Source organism: Hydrogenophaga atypica (assembly GCF_042665215.1).
GTDB lineage: Bacteria > Pseudomonadota > Gammaproteobacteria > Burkholderiales > Burkholderiaceae_C > Hydrogenophaga > Hydrogenophaga defluvii_A.
This window is the reverse complement of the sequence record NZ_JBHTCA010000004.1, coordinates 59,423-76,405: the sequence shown is the minus strand read 5'-3', so window position 1 is coordinate 76,405 and position 16,983 is coordinate 59,423. Positions and strand designations below refer to the sequence as shown.

Below are 16,983 nucleotides of genomic sequence, written 5' to 3'. Positions count from 1 at the left end.
TGGTCAGTCGTAAGGCAGCGTGAAAATCAGGTCCACGGCGTTGTCTTCGCCGGTGCGCGCGCGCAGGGTGAGGCGCCTTGACACGTCGTAGAACAGCGAGAGCGTGCCCAGCGTGCCGGCCAGGCTGCGTTCGTAGGCCACGTAGAGCCGGTTGGACAGGCGTTTGCCCAGGGTGATGGTGGCGCCGCTGACGGTTTCACCGCTGGCGTTGGTGGTGGTTTCACCGGCGCCGCGCACGGAAATCTCGTCCAGGCCAAACAGACCGTCCAGGGGGCTGGCACCGCTGCCGCCGCTGAGCAGGGCGATGGCGGCCTGTTGCAGTACCGCGGCTTCGGCGCCACCGCCGCTGGCGCTGCGGCCCAGCACCAGCCAGGCCAGCTTTTCGCTGTCGGGCAGGTCGGGGTCTGAGTACAGGCGCACCTGCGGCGCTTGTGCGGTGCCTCGGATTTGTACGCCCACGCGTTGGCTGGTGAAGGGGCGTATGGCCAACACGTCCAGTGCGGGGTTGTCGTACGGGCCGGCAAAACGCACCACGCCTTGTTCGATGTCCAGCCGCTGGCCGTAGGCGCGGTAGGTGCCGCGCACGGCGCGCACCTCGCCCAGCAGGCGCGGCGTGGGTTGGGCCGCCGTGCTGCGCAGTTCCAGATCGCCGGCGAGCCGGGTGTCCAGGCCGTGGCCGCGCACCTGGAAGTTGTCGCCCAGTTGCAGTGTGAGCAGCACATCGGGCAGCACACGTTCGCCGCTGCTGGCCTGGCCGTTGGGGGTGCTGCGGCCACGCACCACCACGTCGTCCCCCAGTCGAGGCGTCTGTTCGTCGGGCAGCACAAAGGCGGCCTGGTCCACGCCCAGGTTGCCGCGCAGTTGCAGGTGTTTGCCTTGCAGGCGGGCTTGTACCTGGCCGCTCACGGTAAGGCGTCGGTCGGCGCGCACCGACACGCGCAGCCGCTCGGCCTGGGCCTGCAGTTGCAACACGGGTTGGCGTTGGCCGTTGGGTGGGACGGTGGCCGCCCAGCTGGCGCTGCCACTGGCACGCAGTTGCCCGCCGGTGGCCGCGCCGCTTGGGCCTTCGAGCGTGAGGCTGTCGATCAACAGTTCTTCGCCGCGCAGGCTGGCGCGCAGTTCGCCGTTCGCGAACGCGATGCCGTCCACCAGCGAGCGCAGGGCCAGGCCGTCGCCGCGCAGTTGGCCGCTCCATTGCGGCGTGGCGCGCGTGCCGGCGAGTTCAGCGTTGGCCTGCAGGCTGCCACTCAAGCGCCAGCCAGGGGGTGCCAGCACCGACCACAGACCCACCTGGGGCAGGCTGGCTTTCACGTGCCCTGCCAGCGGCGCAACGGCCGGCCAGTGGGGCTGGGTCAGGCCACCGTTCCAGCGGGTACGAACCTGTGTGTTCACCTGGCCTGCGCGCTGGCTGTCCCAAACGAGGCGGGCGCTGAGTTCGGCGCCGTTGAGCTGCAGGCCGAGCAGGGCCTGGGCCACACCTGCGGTCAGCGGGCTGTTGCCAGGGGTGTTGGGATCGGCCTTGAGCGCCAGGTCGCCACTGCGGCGTTCAAGGGCCAGCTCGCCTTGTGCGCCATCGGTGCCGTGGGCAGGCAGGCGCAGTTGCCAGCGCGCGTCGAACAGCATGTCGCCTTGCAGGTTGGCCTGGGCCAGCAGGCCCTCGGGGCGTTCGTCGCTGCGGGCCAGGTGGTCCAGCCAGCTCAGGGGCAGGCCGCGCAGGCTGCCGCTGGTGCTCAGGCCCGCGTTGGCGCCGGTGGCGAGCCACTGGCTGGTGTCCCAGCGCAAGGGCCGTGGTGTGGGGTCGAGGTCGGGTGCCGTGATGTTCAGCCCACCCGCATCCAGTGCAACACCGTCGCGCAGCCAGCGCAGCACCAGCGGGGTGTTGGCCGTGAGTTGCCAGCGGGCCAGCGCGGCGGGCACCCGCGCCACGCGGGCGTCGGCGCGCCATGGGTCGGCCACCAGCCTCGGGCCATCGGCCTGCGGCCACACCGTCCAGGCCTGGTTCAGACGCAGCTCATGGCCTTGGTGGCTCAGCGCCCCGCTGTGCTGGAGCTGCCAGCGCCCGCTGCGGCCCGACAGGTCCATCTGCCAGCCGCTGAGCGCGCTGCGCGGGCCGGTGGCCTGCGCGAACGCCAAAGTGGGCAGTTGCAGTCGCACCGTCAGGGGCTGGGCGGGCTGGTTGAGCAGGGTGCGTGTGTCGGCGCTGTGGGACAGGGCCGCCCACCAGCTCTGCGCTCGCTGCCAGCCACCCTGCCAGCTGAGTTCAAGACCGCCGGCATCGCGCGCAGACCAGCCGCTGGGCATGGTGTCGGCCGGGCGCACGGCGGCTGCCACACGCTGTATCCAAGGGAACAGCCGCTCGGCCTGCGGCACCTGCAGGTTGACGTGGGCGTCGCCGGTCTCGGGGGCCAGGTTGGCCTGCCAAGAGGCGCTGGCGCCCGGCGCGTTCAGGCGGCCGTCACCTTGAAAGGTTTGGCTGCGGTTGTCCCAGCGGGCTTCGGCCGACAGTTGCGCTTGCGGCAACTCAAGGTGCAGGCGTTCCAGCGTCCACACATCGCCATGCCACTGGCCTTGCAGTTCGGCCAGGCGCAGGGTCAGTGGGTGGTTGGGGGCCTGCTTGTTGGCCGGGCGGGCGCGGAGCGAGAGCCGATGGCCTTCGCGGGGGGTGCCGCTGGCTTCGGCCTCAACATGGAGGGTTGCGTCGGGCAGCGTGCTCCACAAGGCTGCGGGTTGCAGCCCGGCCCAGTCCAACCGGCCAGTGGCGTTGAAGCTGCCCGGCCGATCCCCCCAGGACAATGCCGCCTGGCCGGAAAGTTGGCCCCGAGCCGCCGTGGCCGTCAGTTGCTCAATCGCCCATTGCCGCTCGCCGCTTTGTTGCACACGGGCGCGCAAGCGCTCCACCGGTAGGCGCTGCCGGTCCCAAGGCCCGGCCTGGCTGTTGGTCAGTTCGATGTCGGCCTGCCACTGTGCACCCTTGGGCTCGGCGCGTATGCTGCCCGACAGCCCGGTGCGAGGTGCAGCGGGCCACACGGCAGCGAGGTCGATGTGGGCCAGCTGCACGTCGGCGCGGTGCAGGGGCTGGGATGCCCAGGGGCGCAACTCGGCCGCCACCGTGGCCTGTGGCGTGCGTGCACCTGCCGACAGCGCTTGCGTGGGGCGGAGTTCGGCGCTCAATTGCAGTTGTGCGTTTGCACCGGCCAGGCTGCCTCGCACCGTGGCGCTGGCTTGCATCGCCGGGCCACGCCATTCGGGCACCGTCACTTCGCCCTGCAGCGCGGCCTGCAAGGCCATGGGGGCGGTGCCGTCCAGCGTCAGCTCGCCTTGGTAGCGGCCTTGGGCCAACGTCAGTTCATCGAGCCGCAGGTGATGGCGCTGGGCGTTGTCGTAGCGGTAATGGCCTCGCAGCGGGCCCAGGGTGACGGGTGAAGCACCGTGGTAAGTCAACTGGCCCACCTCGAAGGGCAGCGAAACGGGCACCGGCAGCGTGAGTGCCTGCAGCGGCTCGGTGGGGGTGGCGGGGCGCTGGTCGCGCACGGACACCCGGGCGGCGCGCAAGGTGTGCACGTGGATGCCATCGCCGTGCACCAGCGCCAGCCACCAGCGCGGCGCCCAGGTCAGCGTGAAGTCGTCGATCTCTACATTGAGCCCGCCTTGCGACCAGGCCAGGTGGGCGATGCGCCCCCCTTCGATCAGTGCCGTGGGCGGGGCGGCCGGGTCCAGGCGCATCTGCAGCGAGCCCACGTGCTCGGGGTGTTGCGCGGCCCAGGCCTGGGTCCAGCGCAACGCTTGCTGGAAAGAGCCTGCGCTGTGCCCCCAGGCGACCAGCACGCCGAGCAGCGCGAGCAACAGGGCCAGCAGGGCACCGGGCCACCAGTGCAGCAGCCAGCCGGTGCCGCTGAGCAGCATGCGCCAGGTGGTGCGCAGGCGGCTCAAAACGTGGCCCCCACACTCAGGTGGATGCGCCAGCGTTGGGTGTCCAGGCCGTAGGCCAGGTCCAGTTGCAGGGGGCCGACCGGGCTGTTGTAGCGCACGCCGGTGCCCACGCCGTAGCGGGGTTTGAGGTCGGCCGGGCGGTTGGCCACGGCACCGGCGTCGATGAACACGGTGTGTTCCCAGTCGCTCGGTTGGCCCGGGCTGCCCAGGGGACGCTGCCATTCGAGGCTGGCCACGCCCAGGTAACGCCCAGGCAGCACGCTGCCGTCCGCTTGTGGCACACCGATGCCCCGCACGTCGTAGCCGCGAACGCTCACATCACCACCGGCCAGAAAACGCTGGGTGGCGGGAATGCGCGCGTCGTCGGCAGCCAGCACCGCGCCTCCTTCAAGCCGCACCGCCAGACGCTGGCCCGAGGCCCGTTCGGTGAGCGGGAACAGGCCGTGCCAGCGGGCGCGCGTGCGCAGATAGGGGCGGCGGCTGTCGCCCAGCGTCATGCCCACGCCCAGTTCGGCGCTGTAGCCCTGGCCTTGGCGCGCCACGGGCAGGGCGTCGTACTGGCGGCGGGCGAAGGCAAAGTTGGCGCTGACGGACGATTCGGCCACCAGCGGACCGGCGGCGCGCAGGGCCTCGCTGTCGCTGCGTGCACGGTCGTACTGCAGGTAGAAGCTGCGGTCGCGGGTGGCGGTGTCGGTCGTGCGGCCGGCGCGCAGGCGCTGGCTGGTGATGCTGAGGTCTGCGTCGCGTTCGCGTTGGGCTAGCGCGCCCACGTTCCAGTACCAGCCGCTGGCGTCGCGGGGCGAGCGCAGTTCGCCTTCGGCCAGCGGGGTATCGCGTTCGGCGCGCAGCTTGACGGTGGAGCGCCAGCGCAGGCCGGGCACGCGGTGGTGGGTGTGCTCCAGGCTCAGGCGTGGGCCGCTGTTGGTGCTGGCGCCCACGCCCAGCACCAGCTTTTGCAACTGCGCCTCGCGCAGTTGCAGCACCACCGGGGCGGCGTCGGGGTCACCGGCGGTGTCCACAAACACGAAGGCCGCGCTGTAGTAGCCGCTTTCGGCCAGGCGCTGTTGTGCGGCCTGCAGGGTGGCCAGGTTGTAGTCGGCGCCGGGCACCAGGCCGGCCAGACGTGCCAGGTCGGCGGCCTGCGCTGGCGGGTAGCGTTCGGCACCTTCTACCCGCAGCTCGCCCAGGCGCACGGGCGTGCCGGTGTCCACCTGCAGGGTGAGGTGGGCCTGTTGTTGGGTGGCGTCGATGTCGGCACGGCTGTCGAGCAGCCGGGCCAGGGGGTAGCGTTGGGCGGTGAGGCCACGCAGCAGACCGGTCTTGGCGTTGTCCCACGCGGCCTGGGTGAAGGGCTGGCCGGGTGTGAGCGACCACTGGTCGCGTGTGGCTGCTTGGCGCGTTTCGGCCTGTGTGTCGCCCGGGGTGGTGGAGGCAAAGCGGATGTCCACCGAGGCCACTTGGGTGGGCGGGCCGGGTTCGACGTCGATCTGCACCTGGGGGCGCGCGCCCTCGCGCGCCACGCGCACACGGATCACCGGCGAAAAGTGGCCCTGTGTGCCCAGCAGGTTGCGCAGGTCGGCCGGGGTCTGGGCGACCAGGCGGTCGAGTTCGGAGGCGTCGAGGTCGGGCAGGTCGCGAAAGCGCTGCAGCTCGGCGTGGCGCAGCAGGAAGGCGCGCAGCGGTTCGGGGGCCTGGAGTTCGATGTCGAAGCGCGGCCCGCTGTCGGGGGCTTGGGCTTGGGCGCGCGCGGGCGGAGCGCCGAGCAGCGCCAGCGCGAGCAGGGCGCTGGCTGCCGTGCGCTGGAGCGCTACTTGGAGAGCTGGCGCATGGCGTCTTCCAGGCCTTTGAGCGTGAGTGGGTACATGCGCTGTCCCATCAGTTGCTGCACGATGGAGATGCTCTGCCGGTACTGCCACACGCCCTGGGGCTCCGGGTTGATCCAGGCGAACTTGGGGAAGGTGTGGGTCAGGCGTTGCAGCCATTCGGCGCCCGCCTCTTCGTTGTTGTATTCGACACTGCCACCAGGCTGCAGGATTTCATAGGGGCTCATCGTCGCATCGCCGACGAAGATCAGTTTGTAGTCCTTGTTGTACTTGCGAATGATGTCCCAGGTGGGAAATTTTTCGGCGTAGCGCCTGCGGTTGTTCTTCCACATGAAGTCGTAGACACAGTTGTGGAAGTAGTAGTACTCGAGGTGCTTGAATTCGTTCTTGGTGGCCGAAAAGAGTTCCTCGACGCGGGCGATGTGTTCGTCCATGGTGCCACCCACGTCCATCAGCAGCAGCACCTTGACGTTGTTGTGCCGCTCGGGCCGCATCTTGATGTCGAGGTAGCCGGCGTTGGCGGCGGTGCGCTCGATGGTGGCGTCCAGGTCCAGCTCGTCCTCATGGCCCTCGCGGGCGAACTTGCGCAGGCGGCGCAGCGCCATCTTGATGTTGCGCGTGCCCAGCTCCTGGCTGTCGTCGTAGTCTCTGTAGGCGCGCTGGTCCCACACCTTGACAGCGCTTTTGCCGCCGCCTTTGCCGCCAATGCGTATGCCCTGTGGGTTGTGGCCGCCGTTGCCGAAGGGGCTGGTGCCGCCCGTGCCTATCCACTTGCTGCCGCCTTCGTGGCGTTCTTTCTGCTCTTCAAGCCGCTTCTTGAGCGTCTCCATGAGCTCGTCCCAGTCCATCTTGGGCGCGTTGGCCTTTTGTTCGTCGCTGAGCAGGCGCTCCATCTCCTTGCGCAACCAGTCGGCGGGCACGGGCTTGGTGAAGTCGGCCAGCATCTCCACGCCTTTGAAGTAGGCGGCAAAGGCACGGTCGAACTTGTCGAAGTGCTTCTCGTCCTTCACCAGCGCGGTGCGGCTCAGGTAGTAGAAGTCGTCCATCGTGCAGGCGTCGGGGTTGGTGGGCCCGACCACATCGGCCTGCAGCGCTTCCAGCAGCGTGAGGTATTCCTTGACCGACACGGGCAGCTTGGCCGCGCGCAGGGTGTAGAAGAAGTCGATCAGCATGGCGCCTCCTGGGGTTCAGCCCCTGGGCTTGATCATCTGGTGGTTCAGGTGCGCCTTCACCGTCGGCCACTCGCTGGCGATGATGCTGTAGACGCAGGTGTCGCGCAGGCTGCCACCGGCCGCCGGGTGCGGGTTGATCTGGTGGTTGCGCAGCACACCGTCGAGCTTGGCGCCCAGGCGTTCGATGCCACGGCGGCTCTGGTGGTTGAAGAAGTGGGTGCGGAACTCGACGGCGATGCAATCGAGCTGCTCGAACGCATGGGTGAGCAACAGGCGTTTGCATTCGGTGTTGACGGCGCTGCGCTGCACCGCACGGCGGTACCAGGTGGAGCCGATTTCCACCCGCCGGTTGGCCGCGTCGATGTTCATGTAGGTGGTCATGCCCACGGCCTTGCCTGCCAGATCACCTTCGAGCGCGATGACCGCAAACGGCAGCATGCTGCCCTTGGCCTGCAGGCCCAGGCGGCGGTCAATCTCGGTGGCCATGCCCTCGGGCGTGGGAATGGCGGTGTACCAGTGGTCCCACAAATCCCCATCGCACACGGCTTCCACGAGGTCGTCGTGGTGATGTTGGCCGAGCGGTTCGAGTTTGGCGTTGAGGCCGACGAAGGTGATGGGTGAGGGCCACATGGTTTTACCGGTTCCTTTGGTTCATGAACACCAGCTTCTCGAACAGGGTGACGTCCTGCTCGTTCTTGAGCAGCGCGCCCACCAGGGGCGGCACGCTGACCTTGTCGTCTTGGCTTTGCAGCGCTTCCAGCGGGATGTCCTCGGCCATCAGCAGCTTGAGCCAGTCCAGCAGCTCGGAGGTGCTGGGCTTTTTCTTCAGGCCCGGCAGGTTGCGGATGTCGAAAAAGGTTTTCATGGCTGCGGTCAGCAGCTCGTTTTTCAAGTTGGGGTAGTGCACGTCCACGATTTGTTTCATCGTGGTGGCGTCGGGGAACTTGATGTAGTGGAAGAAGCAGCGGCGCAGGAAGGCGTCAGGCAGCTCCTTCTCGTTGTTCGACGTGATGAACACCAGCGGGCGGTTTTTGGCTTTCACCAGCTCACGCGTCTCGTAGCAGTAAAACTCCATGCGGTCGAGTTCGCGCAGCAGGTCGTTGGGGAACTCGATGTCGGCCTTGTCGATTTCGTCGATCAGCAGCGCCACCGGCTCTTCGGCTGTGAAGGCCTGCCACAACACGCCCTTGACGATGTAGTTGTGGATGTCTTTGACGCGCTCGTCACCCAGCTGGCTGTCGCGCAGGCGGCTCACCGCGTCGTACTCGTACAGGCCTTGCTGGGCTTTGGTGGTGCTCTTGATGTGCCACTGCAGCAAGGGCATGCCCAGCGCCTGCGCCACCTCTTCGGCCAGCATGGTTTTGCCGGTGCCGGGTTCGCCCTTGACCAGCAGCGGGCGTTTGAGGGTGATGGCGGCGTTGACGGCCAACATCAGGTCTTGTGTGGCGACGTAGTTGTCGGAACCTTTGAATTTCATGGTGGACTGTGGGGCTGGGAATCCGTGCATGGGCCGGCAAATCGCGGACAGGTCATGAAAATGAGCTGTAACCGAGTCTATATAATCCGCCGTTGATTTTCGTCAAACGACCCACCCATTGTGCTTGCAAAATGAACAAACAGATGTCCTCTCTGCTGAAGCCGGTTGTCGCTATGGTGACCATGACCCTGGCGACGTTTGCGGCGCAAGCCCAGGCGCCCGCGGGGGATGTCAAGGCGGGTGAGTCCAAGGCCGCCATGTGCATTGGTTGCCACGGTATTCCGGGCTACCAGAACAGCTTCCCCGAAATCCACAAGGTGCCCATGATCCAGGGCCAGTCGGACAAGTACATCGTCAGCGCGCTGACCGCCTACAAGAAGGGCGACCGCAAGCACCCCACCATGCGCGGCATTGCCGCCTCGCTGAGCGAGCAGGACATGGCCGATCTGGGCGCTTTCTACGCCAGCCAGGGCAAGGCGCCCATCGGCGAAACGCCTTCGCGTGCCGCCAGCACGGCCGTGGCCGAGTTGCTCACCAAAGGTGCTTGTGTGTCTTGCCACGGCGCCAACTTCAGCAAGCCCATCGACCCGAGCTACCCCAAACTGGCGGGTCAGCACTCGGACTACTTGTATGTCGCGCTCAAGTCGTACACCGTGGAGGGCAACAACGTGGTGGGCCGCTCCAACGGCGTGATGGCCGGCATTTCCAAGCAGTTCAAGCCGTCTGAACTCAAGCAGATTGCCAACTACCTGGGCAGCCTGCAGGGCGAGATGCAGACCCAACCCGAATCGCGGTTCCGCTGATTCCGCAGCGGGATGTCCTCAAAGGCCGCTCCTTGAGCGGCCTTTGTTTTTTCAGTCCCGCGTGGCGCGCGCCCGCACGCGTTCCAGGTAGGCGTGCCCATCGGGTGGGCGGCCGCTGCGCTGGCTTTCCCACAACATCTCGCCCAGGCATTCCATCACTTCGTGGTGCGCGTCGTGCAAGGAGTCGCGGCGTGCCACCAGCAGCTCCACCGCTTGCCGTATGCCGGCGGGCTGGTCGATGCTGCACTGCTCGCTGATCGTCAGGTGCATGGACAGGTGCAGGAAGGGGTTGCTGCCGGCAGGGTCTGGCTGCTCCATGTCACGCAGGGCCGCATCCACATCGGACAGCGCGGGGTGGAACTCCGGATGCTCGGCCATCCACAGTTGTGCCAGCGACTCGATCGCCTCCATCGGTTCAGCTTGGTGCCATTTGCTGTAGACCGAGCAAAAAAAACGGCGGACATCGGCTTGGGACGGGGAAAACATGGCGGCTGGGTGTGGCGCGCGCGGGCTGGCGCAGAGGCTGCGGAGCATAAGCGAGAATCGGTGCACCCCCCGTTGACCCCTTATTTACCCTCTGGAGGAGACCCCGTGACCCAAGCTTTCATCTGCGACGCCATCCGCACCCCCATCGGCCGCTACGGCGGTGCCCTCTGCAGCGTGCGCACCGACGACCTGGCCGCCATCCCGCTCAAGGCGCTGATGGCGCGCAACCCCAACGTCGATTGGGCCAGCGTGGTCGATGTGATCTTGGGCTGCGCCAACCAGGCCGGCGAAGACAACCGCAACGTGGCCCACATGGCCTCGCTGCTGGCGGGCCTGCCGCTGGACGTGCCCGGCGCCACCCTCAACCGCCTCTGTGGCTCTGGCATGGACGCCGTGGGCACGGCTGCGCGCGCCATCAAGTCGGGTGAAGCCGGACTGATGATCGCCGGTGGCGTGGAAAGCATGAGCCGCGCCCCCTTCGTGATGCCCAAGGCCGAGAGCGCCTTCAGCCGCAACAACGCGGTATACGACACCACTATCGGCTGGCGCTTCGTCAACAAGCTGATGAAAGAAAAGTACGGTGTCGATTCCATGCCCGAGACGGCAGAGAACGTGGCCACCGATTACAAGATCGAGCGCGAAGCACAAGACCGCATGGCCCTGGCCAGCCAGCTCAAGGCCGTGGCCGCCCAACAGGCCGGCCACCTGGCCGCGGAAATCACCCCGGTGAGCATCGCGCAGAAGAAGGGCGACCCCATCGTGGTGGACACCGACGAGCACCCGCGTGCCACCAGCCTGGAGACGCTGGCCAAGCTCAAAGGTGTGGTCCGGCCCGATGGCACGGTGACCGCCGGCAACGCCAGCGGCGTGAACGACGGCGCGTGTGCACTGATCCTGGCCAACGAACACATCGCCGCCAAGAACGGCCTGACGCCGCGCGCTCGCGTGGTGGGCATGGCCACGGCCGGTGTGCCGCCGCGTGTGATGGGCATCGGCCCGGCGCCGGCCACGCAGAAGCTGCTGGCACAAACCGGGCTGACTTTGGCGCAGATGGACGTGATCGAACTGAACGAGGCCTTTGCAGCGCAAGGGCTGGCCGTGCTGCGCCAGCTCGGCTTGCAAGACGATGACCCGCGTGTGAACCAGTGGGGCGGGGCGATTGCGCTGGGCCACCCGCTGGGCGCCAGTGGTGCGCGCTTGGTGACCACGGCGGTCAGCCAGTTGCACCGCCTGGGCGGGCGCTACGCGCTGTGCACCATGTGCATCGGCGTGGGGCAGGGCATTGCCCTGATCGTGGAGAAGGTTTGAGCCTGTTGCTTGACCTGCCGCTGATCACCGACCCCTGGTTTTACGCGGTGTCCATCCCGGCGGTGCTGCTGCTGGGGCTGAGCAAAAGCGGCTTCGGCGCCGGCTTCGGCTCGCTGGCTGTGCCCATGATGGCCCTGGCCGTGACGGTGCCTCAGGCCGCCGCCATCCTCATGCCCGTGTTGCTGGTGATGGACCTGCTGGGCCTGGCCGCGTTCAGAAAGGACTTCGACGTCCCGATGCTGAAGTTCCTGATCCCGTGTGGGTTGGTGGGCATCGTCATTGGGGCATTGTTGTTCCGGGCCTTGCCCGCCCACGTGGTGGCCGGTCTGGTGGGCGTGTTCACCCTGCTGTTTCTGGCGCAGCGCCTGCTGTTTCCACCCAAGCCCGGCAGCGCGCCGCCACCGCGCTGGGTGGGCGCCATCCTCACCGCCACGTCGGGGTTCACCAGTTTCATCGCACATGCGGGCGGGCCACCCATCAACGCCTACATGATTCCGATGAGGTTCTCGCCGGTGAAGTTCACCGCCACGATGGCGGTGTTCTTCTTCGTCATCAACCTCAGCAAGTGGGTGCCGTATGGCATGTTGGGCTTGCTGGACATGCGCAACATGGCCACTTCACTGGCACTCCTGCCGTTTGCGCCCTTGGGTGTGTGGGCGGGCGTGAAAGTCGCGCGGCGCATTCAACCGGGTTTGTTTTACCGGCTGGTGTACGCGGGCATGTTTTTGACGGGCGTCAAACTGGTGTGGGACGCTGTGGCCCACGCAGGCTGACCGCGCCTGGTCTGGGCGGATAAGATTCCTGGCTGTTGCCGAACCCAGGAGGTGTGCATGCCAGTTGTTGTTGTCGCCAATCCCAAAGGGGGCGTGGGCAAATCCACTTTGTCCACCCACATCGCGGGGTACTGGGCCCGCCAGGGCCATGCGGTGATGCTGGGTGACGTGGACCGCCAGCAATCGTCCCGCCTGTGGTTGGGCTTGCGGCCCGAGGCGGCGCGGCCCATCAGCACCTGGGAAGCGGGCCCAGACCTGATCGTCAAACCGCCCAAGGGCACCACCCATGTGGTGCTGGACACGCCCGGTGGCCTGCACGGTTGGCGTTTCAAGGATGTGGTGAAACTGGCCGACAAGCTGATCGTGCCGCTGCAGGCCAGCATCTTCGACATGTACGCCACCCGCGCCTTCGTGGACGAACTGCTGGAGCAGCGCAAACACGGCAAGCCGGACATCGGGGTGGTGGGCATGCGTGTGGATGGGCGCACGATCGCCTTCGACAAATTGACAGAGTTTGTAGAGAGCCTGGGGCTGCCGGTGTTGGGCCACCTGCGCGACACGCAAAACTACGTGCACCTGGCCGCGCGTGGCCTGACCGTGTTTGACGTGGCGCCTGGCCGGGTGGAAAAAGACCTGGCGCAGTGGGAAGGGATTTGCCAATGGCTGGACCAATGAGGTCGTTCGAGCGGTTGGAACATTTGCTGGCCCTGGTGGGCAGCGAGGTGGCTGTCAGCGATTGGGTGCAGGTGTCGCAGGCCCGCATCCAGCAGTTTGCCGATGCCACCGGCGACCACCAGTGGATTCACCTCGATGAGGAACGTGCCCGCAGTGGCCCGTTTGGCGGCACCATTGCCCACGGTTTCCTCACGCTGTCGCTGGTGCCGCAGTTCTTCGACAGCAGCATGGCCATCGGAGACCTGCGCATGGGGGTGAACTACGGACTCAACAAGGTGCGCTTCACCGCGCCCGTGCCGGCGGGCAGCCGGGTGCGTGGGCGCTTGACGTTGCATAAGGTGGAAGCCATTGCAGACAACGGTTTCCAGGCAACGTGGGCTGTGACGGTGGAACGCGAAGGCGCCGACAAGCCGGCCTGTGTGGCCGAGATGTTGGTCAGGTACTACCGCTGATGCCGGCGGTGACGCTGTGGCTGAACCCGTTCTGGCGCCAGGCCTCGAACGCTGCCACAGCCACCGCGTTGGAAAGGTTGAGGCTGCGCTGACCGGCCCGCATGGGCAAACGCAGGCGCTGGGCGGGCGGGAACATCTCGCGCACCGCTTCGGGCAGGCCTTGTGTTTCGGCACCGAACACCAGCCAGTCGCCGGGCAAAAAACGCGCATCAAACGCGTTGTGTGAACCCCGCGTGGTGAAGGCGAACATGCGATCCAGCGGCGGCCGCTCGGAGGCCAACAGTGCCTGCCAACTGGCGTGGCGGCGCAGTTCGGCGTACTCGTGGTAGTCCAGCCCGGCGCGCTTGAGCAACTTGTCGTCCATGGAAAAACCCAGTGGCTCCACCAGGTGCAACGTGTTGCCGGTGTTGGCGCACAGGCGGATGACGTTGCCGGTGTTGGGCGGGATTTCCGGGTGCACGAGGACGATGTGGAACATGGCGCGCGCATCATACCCAGCGCCTTGTGTGCGTTGTCAGCCGTCGGCCGGCGTGCGCGCAAAACACAGGCCACTCACGCTGGCGGCGCCCGCGCGCAGCAAGGCGTCGGCTGCGGCGGCCAGCGTGGCGCCGGTGGTCATCACGTCGTCCACCACCAGCAGGTGCCGGCCGGCCAGCAGGGGCAGGTGGGCGGGGGTGACGGCAAACGCGTTGCGCATCTGCCGCTGGCGTGAGGCCCGGTCTTGGCCAATCTGGTCTGAGGTGTTGCCCAGCCGCAGCAGACTGTCGGGCAGCGGACGGGTTGGCCGCAAGGCCTTGACCAGTTCCCAGGCCTGGTTGTAGCCCCGTTCGGCCAGCCGGGCGGGGTGCAGGGGCACTGGCAGCACGTGGTCGGCGGCCAACAAGGCCTGTGCAATGGCGGTGTGCTGCAAGGCCAGCGCAGCCATGGCGCGCGCCCACGCGGGCTGTTGCTGGAACTTGAAGCGCGTCACCACCGTGTGCCAAGGGTAGGCGTAGTCCACCACGGCCCAACAGTGCCGCAGTGGCAACGGATGACGCAGGCAGCGGGCACAAGCCGACGCGCCTGCCGGCGTGCGCAGGGCGCAGGTGGGGCAGCGGGCCACTGCGCCGGCAAAGCGTGCCGCGCAGGCAGCGCACACAGGTCGTGCCGGCCAGCGGCCACACACTTGGCAACGTGATGGCAAACCCGTCCACACCGTGGTGTCTCCCTGCGCCGCTGGGCGGGCGCTTCGGATGACTATACTGCCCGGCGCTTTGTCTACCCACTGCTTGTTGGTCGCTTGTCCATGACGTCTGCTCCCCCCCGTTCCCGCCTGCCCGACAGCCCCTGGCTGCACGAGGAGGTGGGGCGCCGCATGGCCGAACGCCTGCCATGGATCAAACTGCAGCCCCACAGTTGGCTCAATTGGGCGCCGTTGGTGGGGGGCGAACAAAGCCATGCGGCACTGCTCAAAACCTACCCCGAAGCCCGCGCCTGCCTCGATGGCCCGGGCGCCGCCGAGGCCCTGGCCCGCTGGGCGCCGGCCAGGGGCTGGAACCCATTCCGGCGTGGCCCCAAACTGCAACAGGCGCAACCAGGGGACACGGTGGACATGGTCTGGGCCAACATGAGCCTGCACGCCGAGTCCGAGCCGGCCGCGCGCCTGGCCGACTGGTTTGCCCGCCTCAACATCGATGGCTTTCTGATGTTTACCTGCCTGGGCCCGGACAGCCTGCGTGAGCTGCGCGCCGTGCACCAGCGCAGGGGCTGGCCCGAACCATCGCTGCCTTTTGTGGACATGCACGACTGGGGCGATCGCCTGGTGGGGGCCGGTTTTGCCGAGCCGGTGATGGACATGGAGCGCATCGTGCTGACCTACAGCGATGGCGCCGCCTTGATTGACGAGCTGCGCGGACTGGGGCGCAACCAGCACCCGCAGCGCTTTGGGTCGCTGCGTTCGCGGGCCTGGGGACAGCGTTACCGCGAGGCCTTGGCCCAGGAGCTGCCGCGCAGCGAAGACGGTCGTTTGCAACTCACCTTTGAGGTGGTCTATGGACATGCCTTCAAGCCCCGCCCACGGGTCAAACCGGGGGAGGCGAGCGCCATTTCGCTCGACGACATGCGGGCGATGTTGCGTGCGCCGCGCGCTGGCGGGTGAACCTGGCCCGTCCAGTGCCGTCAGCGTGCCGTCATTTGAGGGCGCTGCCAGGGAAAACCAGTCTCTGGCGCCGCTACAATTGACGTAAATCAAGAATCGTTGGGGCATTTTCCCCGGCTGGCTGCTTGTGGCGGTGGTTCAACTCGGCGCCCGCAGCCTTTTTGGTGTGCAAGACGTGGCCGACCTTCACGAGCCGTTTCGCTTGGCTGCTGTGTGCGACGGAGAAATGCAGTGGCGACTCAAGCGCAACTGTGCGTTGACGCCACGGCAGGTGGGCTGGTTTTTCCTGCTGCTGTGTGTGTTGTCGCTGGCGGTGGGGCTGTTCTTCTGGCTGATGGGCGCCACGCTGGTGTTGCCTTTCGCTGCGTTGGAACTGGTGGCGGTGGCGTTTGCTTTTCTGCTCTATGCGCGGCACGCCCTCGATGGTGAGTGCATTCGGCTGGGGCGTGATTGCATGGTGGTGGAGCGGGAAATGGCTGGCCGCCTGGAGCGCACCGAGTTTGCCCGCGACCGGGTGCGTGTGTCATCGCAGGCGGGGCAGGGTTCGTTGATTGAGGTGTGTGCCGGAGATCGCTGTGTGACGGTGGGGCGATTTCTCAGGGCCGACCTCAGGTCGGCGCTTGCAAAAGAGATCAGGCATGCCTTGCTTGCTGTGCAATGCGGTGGGCAGGGTAGCAAAAATTTGGTGTAATCGACGTTGATATAAATCAATGGTTATATTTGAGGCGAGATCGAAAGTGAGCACGATGAAACAAGCAGCAGAACCGGTGCGCCAGGGCGCGCTTGCCCTGAAAGCCGCCGCCGGCTCCCTGGTGGCCAGTGCCGGCGCCTGGGTCAGTACCGCCGCCTATGCGGTGAACGACCTGCCTGGCGGCCCGGCCGTCAACCAGCTCAACTTTCATCCGCCGGTCACCAAGATCGCCGAAGAACAGCACTGGCTGCACTGGTTCATGATGATCATCTGCGCGGTCATCTTCGTGATCGTGTTTGGTGTGATGTTCTATTCCATCGTCAAGCACCGCAAATCGGTGGGCCACAAGGCGCAGGAGTTGCCCGAGCCGATCTGGGTCGAACTCGGCTGGACCATCGTGCCGCTGCTGATCGTGATCGGCATGGCACTGCCCGCCACCAAGGTGCTGGTCGCCCAGAAAGACACCACCAACAGCGACGTGACCATCAAGGCCACGGGCATGCAGTGGAAGTGGGGCTACGACTACATCAAGGGCGAGGGCGAAGGCATCGCTCTCGTGTCGACCTTGGACGCCACACACCGCGAGCTGTCGAACAACCCGACCGGCGCGAAGCCCGACGACTACCTGCTCAAGGTCGATCACCCCATGGTGGTGCCTGTGGGCAAAAAAATCCGCATCATCACCACCGCCAACGACGTGATCCACGCCTGGATGGTGCCGGCCTTCGGCGTGAAACAAGATGCCATCCCCGGCTTCGTGCGCGACACCTGGTTCCGCGCCGAAAAGACCGGCGATTTTTATGGTCAGTGCGCCGAACTCTGCGGCAAGGAGCATGCCTACATGCCCATCCACGTGAAGGTGGTGACGGCTGAAGAGTACACCGCCTGGGTGGAAGGCAAAAAGAAGGAAATGGCCGCTGCGGTTGACGATCCGAGCAAGGTCTGGACCTTGGCCGATCTGGTCAAGCGTGGCGAGTCCGTCTACGCCGCCAACTGCGTTGCTTGCCACCAAGCGAATGGCAAGGGTGCCGGCTCCATCAAGCCCATCGACGGCGCGGCCGTTGTGTTGGATGCCGACAAGAGCAAGCTGATCTCGGTGTTGCTCAACGGTCAGAACAACGGCGCCATGCCGGCCTGGAAGCAGCTCAACGACACCGAGCTGGCGGCCGTGATGACGTTTGCCAAGAACAACTGGTCCAACAAGACCGAGCAGCTGATCCAGCCTGCTGAAGTGCAAGCTGCTCGCAAGTGAGCCG

At 66.6% G+C, this 16,983-nt stretch carries 16 protein-coding genes; 8 read left to right on the top strand and 8 right to left on the bottom strand.

Translation table 11 applies throughout. The features are described from left to right. Positions 1 to 3: 3 nt before the first annotated feature. From ACFQPB_RS07015 to ACFQPB_RS06995, 5 genes are read right to left on the bottom strand one after another with little or no spacing between them, the layout of a single operon-like run. Positions 4 to 3,930 carry a translocation/assembly module TamB domain-containing protein gene (locus tag ACFQPB_RS07015; protein ID WP_382221164.1) on the bottom strand — a complete coding sequence of 1,309 codons (3,927 nt, stop codon included), beginning with the start codon at positions 3,928 to 3,930 and terminating at the stop codon, positions 4 to 6. Continuing rightward, positions 3,927 to 5,846: an autotransporter assembly complex protein TamA gene (locus ACFQPB_RS07010; RefSeq protein ID WP_382221162.1), complete on the bottom strand. Its 1,920-nt coding sequence runs from the start codon at positions 5,844 to 5,846 to the stop codon at positions 3,927 to 3,929. Before ACFQPB_RS07010 ends, ACFQPB_RS07015 begins: the two co-directional genes overlap by 4 nt. After that, positions 5,738 to 6,925, bottom strand: a complete 1,188-nt coding sequence (locus ACFQPB_RS07005; RefSeq protein WP_382221159.1) for a vWA domain-containing protein — start codon at positions 6,923 to 6,925, stop codon at positions 5,738 to 5,740. The genes ACFQPB_RS07010 and ACFQPB_RS07005 overlap by 109 nt, the downstream gene beginning before the upstream one ends. A gap of 15 nt (positions 6,926 to 6,940) precedes the next feature. After that, positions 6,941 to 7,555: a GNAT family N-acetyltransferase gene (locus ACFQPB_RS07000; RefSeq protein ID WP_382221156.1), complete on the bottom strand. Its 615-nt coding sequence runs from the start codon at positions 7,553 to 7,555 to the stop codon at positions 6,941 to 6,943. A gap of 4 nt (positions 7,556 to 7,559) precedes the next feature. Next, positions 7,560 to 8,402, bottom strand: coding sequence for an AAA family ATPase (locus tag ACFQPB_RS06995; protein WP_382221153.1), 843 nt, complete (start codon positions 8,400 to 8,402; stop codon positions 7,560 to 7,562). Positions 8,403 to 8,575: 173 nt separating this feature from the next. Between ACFQPB_RS06995 and ACFQPB_RS06990 the strand changes: the two genes are divergently transcribed. Beyond that, a complete protein-coding gene (locus tag ACFQPB_RS06990; protein ID WP_382221150.1) occupies positions 8,576 to 9,205 on the top strand; it encodes a c-type cytochrome in 630 nt (209 codons plus the stop codon). Between the two features lie 51 nt (positions 9,206 to 9,256). Here the strand turns inward: ACFQPB_RS06990 and ACFQPB_RS06985 are convergent, their stop codons facing one another. Beyond that, positions 9,257 to 9,691, bottom strand: coding sequence for a DUF1841 family protein (locus ACFQPB_RS06985; RefSeq protein WP_382203032.1), 435 nt, complete (start codon positions 9,689 to 9,691; stop codon positions 9,257 to 9,259). A 105-nt stretch (positions 9,692 to 9,796) separates the two neighbouring features. On the opposite strand from ACFQPB_RS06985, the gene pcaF reads away from it, so the two are divergent. From pcaF to ACFQPB_RS06965, 4 genes are read left to right on the top strand one after another with little or no spacing between them, the layout of a single operon-like run. Beyond that, positions 9,797 to 10,999: a 3-oxoadipyl-CoA thiolase gene (pcaF, locus tag ACFQPB_RS06980; RefSeq protein ID WP_382221148.1), complete on the top strand. Its 1,203-nt coding sequence runs from the start codon at positions 9,797 to 9,799 to the stop codon at positions 10,997 to 10,999. After that, entirely contained in the window at positions 10,996 to 11,772 is a 777-nt protein-coding gene (locus ACFQPB_RS06975; RefSeq protein ID WP_382203030.1) for a sulfite exporter TauE/SafE family protein, read from the top strand. The genes pcaF and ACFQPB_RS06975 overlap by 4 nt, the downstream gene beginning before the upstream one ends. Positions 11,773 to 11,829: 57 nt before the next feature. Further along, on the top strand, positions 11,830 to 12,447 hold the full coding sequence (locus ACFQPB_RS06970) for a nucleotide-binding protein (protein ID WP_382221146.1): 618 nt from the start codon (positions 11,830 to 11,832) through the stop codon (positions 12,445 to 12,447). Continuing rightward, positions 12,444 to 12,899, top strand: coding sequence for a MaoC family dehydratase (locus ACFQPB_RS06965; RefSeq protein ID WP_382221143.1), 456 nt, complete (start codon positions 12,444 to 12,446; stop codon positions 12,897 to 12,899). The genes ACFQPB_RS06970 and ACFQPB_RS06965 overlap by 4 nt, the downstream gene beginning before the upstream one ends. On the opposite strand, the gene trmL is transcribed toward ACFQPB_RS06965, so the two are convergent. Both trmL and ACFQPB_RS06955 read right to left on the bottom strand, forming a co-directional pair. Then, positions 12,883 to 13,377: a tRNA (uridine(34)/cytosine(34)/5-carboxymethylaminomethyluridine(34)-2'-O)-methyltransferase TrmL gene (trmL, locus tag ACFQPB_RS06960; RefSeq protein WP_382221139.1), complete on the bottom strand. Its 495-nt coding sequence runs from the start codon at positions 13,375 to 13,377 to the stop codon at positions 12,883 to 12,885. The two genes, ACFQPB_RS06965 and trmL, sit on opposite strands and share 17 nt — an antisense overlap. A 36-nt stretch (positions 13,378 to 13,413) precedes the next feature. Continuing rightward, a complete protein-coding gene (locus ACFQPB_RS06955; RefSeq protein WP_382221136.1) occupies positions 13,414 to 14,037 on the bottom strand; it encodes a ComF family protein in 624 nt (207 codons plus the stop codon). A gap of 147 nt (positions 14,038 to 14,184) precedes the next feature. On the opposite strand from ACFQPB_RS06955, the gene ACFQPB_RS06950 reads away from it, so the two are divergent. The 3 genes from ACFQPB_RS06950 (at position 14,185) to coxB (ending at position 16,979) form a co-directional block, all read left to right on the top strand. Beyond that, positions 14,185 to 15,036, top strand: a complete 852-nt coding sequence (locus tag ACFQPB_RS06950; RefSeq protein WP_382221133.1) for a class I SAM-dependent methyltransferase — start codon at positions 14,185 to 14,187, stop codon at positions 15,034 to 15,036. A gap of 175 nt (positions 15,037 to 15,211) precedes the next feature. Continuing rightward, complete coding sequence (locus tag ACFQPB_RS06945; RefSeq protein ID WP_382221130.1) at positions 15,212 to 15,727, top strand: DUF2244 domain-containing protein; 516 nt, start codon at positions 15,212 to 15,214, stop codon at positions 15,725 to 15,727. Between the two features lie 55 nt (positions 15,728 to 15,782). Then, complete coding sequence (gene coxB / locus ACFQPB_RS06940; RefSeq protein WP_382221127.1) at positions 15,783 to 16,979, top strand: cytochrome c oxidase subunit II; 1,197 nt, start codon at positions 15,783 to 15,785, stop codon at positions 16,977 to 16,979. Positions 16,980 to 16,983 lie beyond the last annotated feature (4 nt).

What these genes read in the sequence shown, in the direction of transcription:
- ACFQPB_RS06995 (WP_382221153.1), bottom strand. Translation starts at nt 8,402, where the DNA reads ATGAAATTCAAAGGTTCCGACAACTACGTCGCCACACAAGACCTGATG.
- coxB (WP_382221127.1), top strand. Translation starts at nt 15,783, where the DNA reads ATGAAACAAGCAGCAGAACCGGTGCGCCAGGGCGCGCTTGCCCTGAAA.
- ACFQPB_RS06990 (WP_382221150.1), top strand. Translation starts at nt 8,576, where the DNA reads ATGGTGACCATGACCCTGGCGACGTTTGCGGCGCAAGCCCAGGCGCCC.
- trmL (WP_382221139.1), bottom strand. Translation starts at nt 13,377, where the DNA reads ATGTTCCACATCGTCCTCGTGCACCCGGAAATCCCGCCCAACACCGGC.
- ACFQPB_RS07000 (WP_382221156.1), bottom strand. Translation starts at nt 7,555, where the DNA reads ATGTGGCCCTCACCCATCACCTTCGTCGGCCTCAACGCCAAACTCGAA.
- ACFQPB_RS06970 (WP_382221146.1), top strand. Translation starts at nt 11,830, where the DNA reads ATGCCAGTTGTTGTTGTCGCCAATCCCAAAGGGGGCGTGGGCAAATCC.
- ACFQPB_RS06985 (WP_382203032.1), bottom strand. Translation starts at nt 9,691, where the DNA reads ATGTTTTCCCCGTCCCAAGCCGATGTCCGCCGTTTTTTTTGCTCGGTC.
- ACFQPB_RS07005 (WP_382221159.1), bottom strand. Translation starts at nt 6,925, where the DNA reads ATGCTGATCGACTTCTTCTACACCCTGCGCGCGGCCAAGCTGCCCGTG.
- ACFQPB_RS06950 (WP_382221133.1), top strand. Translation starts at nt 14,185, where the DNA reads ATGACGTCTGCTCCCCCCCGTTCCCGCCTGCCCGACAGCCCCTGGCTG.
- ACFQPB_RS06965 (WP_382221143.1), top strand. Translation starts at nt 12,444, where the DNA reads ATGAGGTCGTTCGAGCGGTTGGAACATTTGCTGGCCCTGGTGGGCAGC.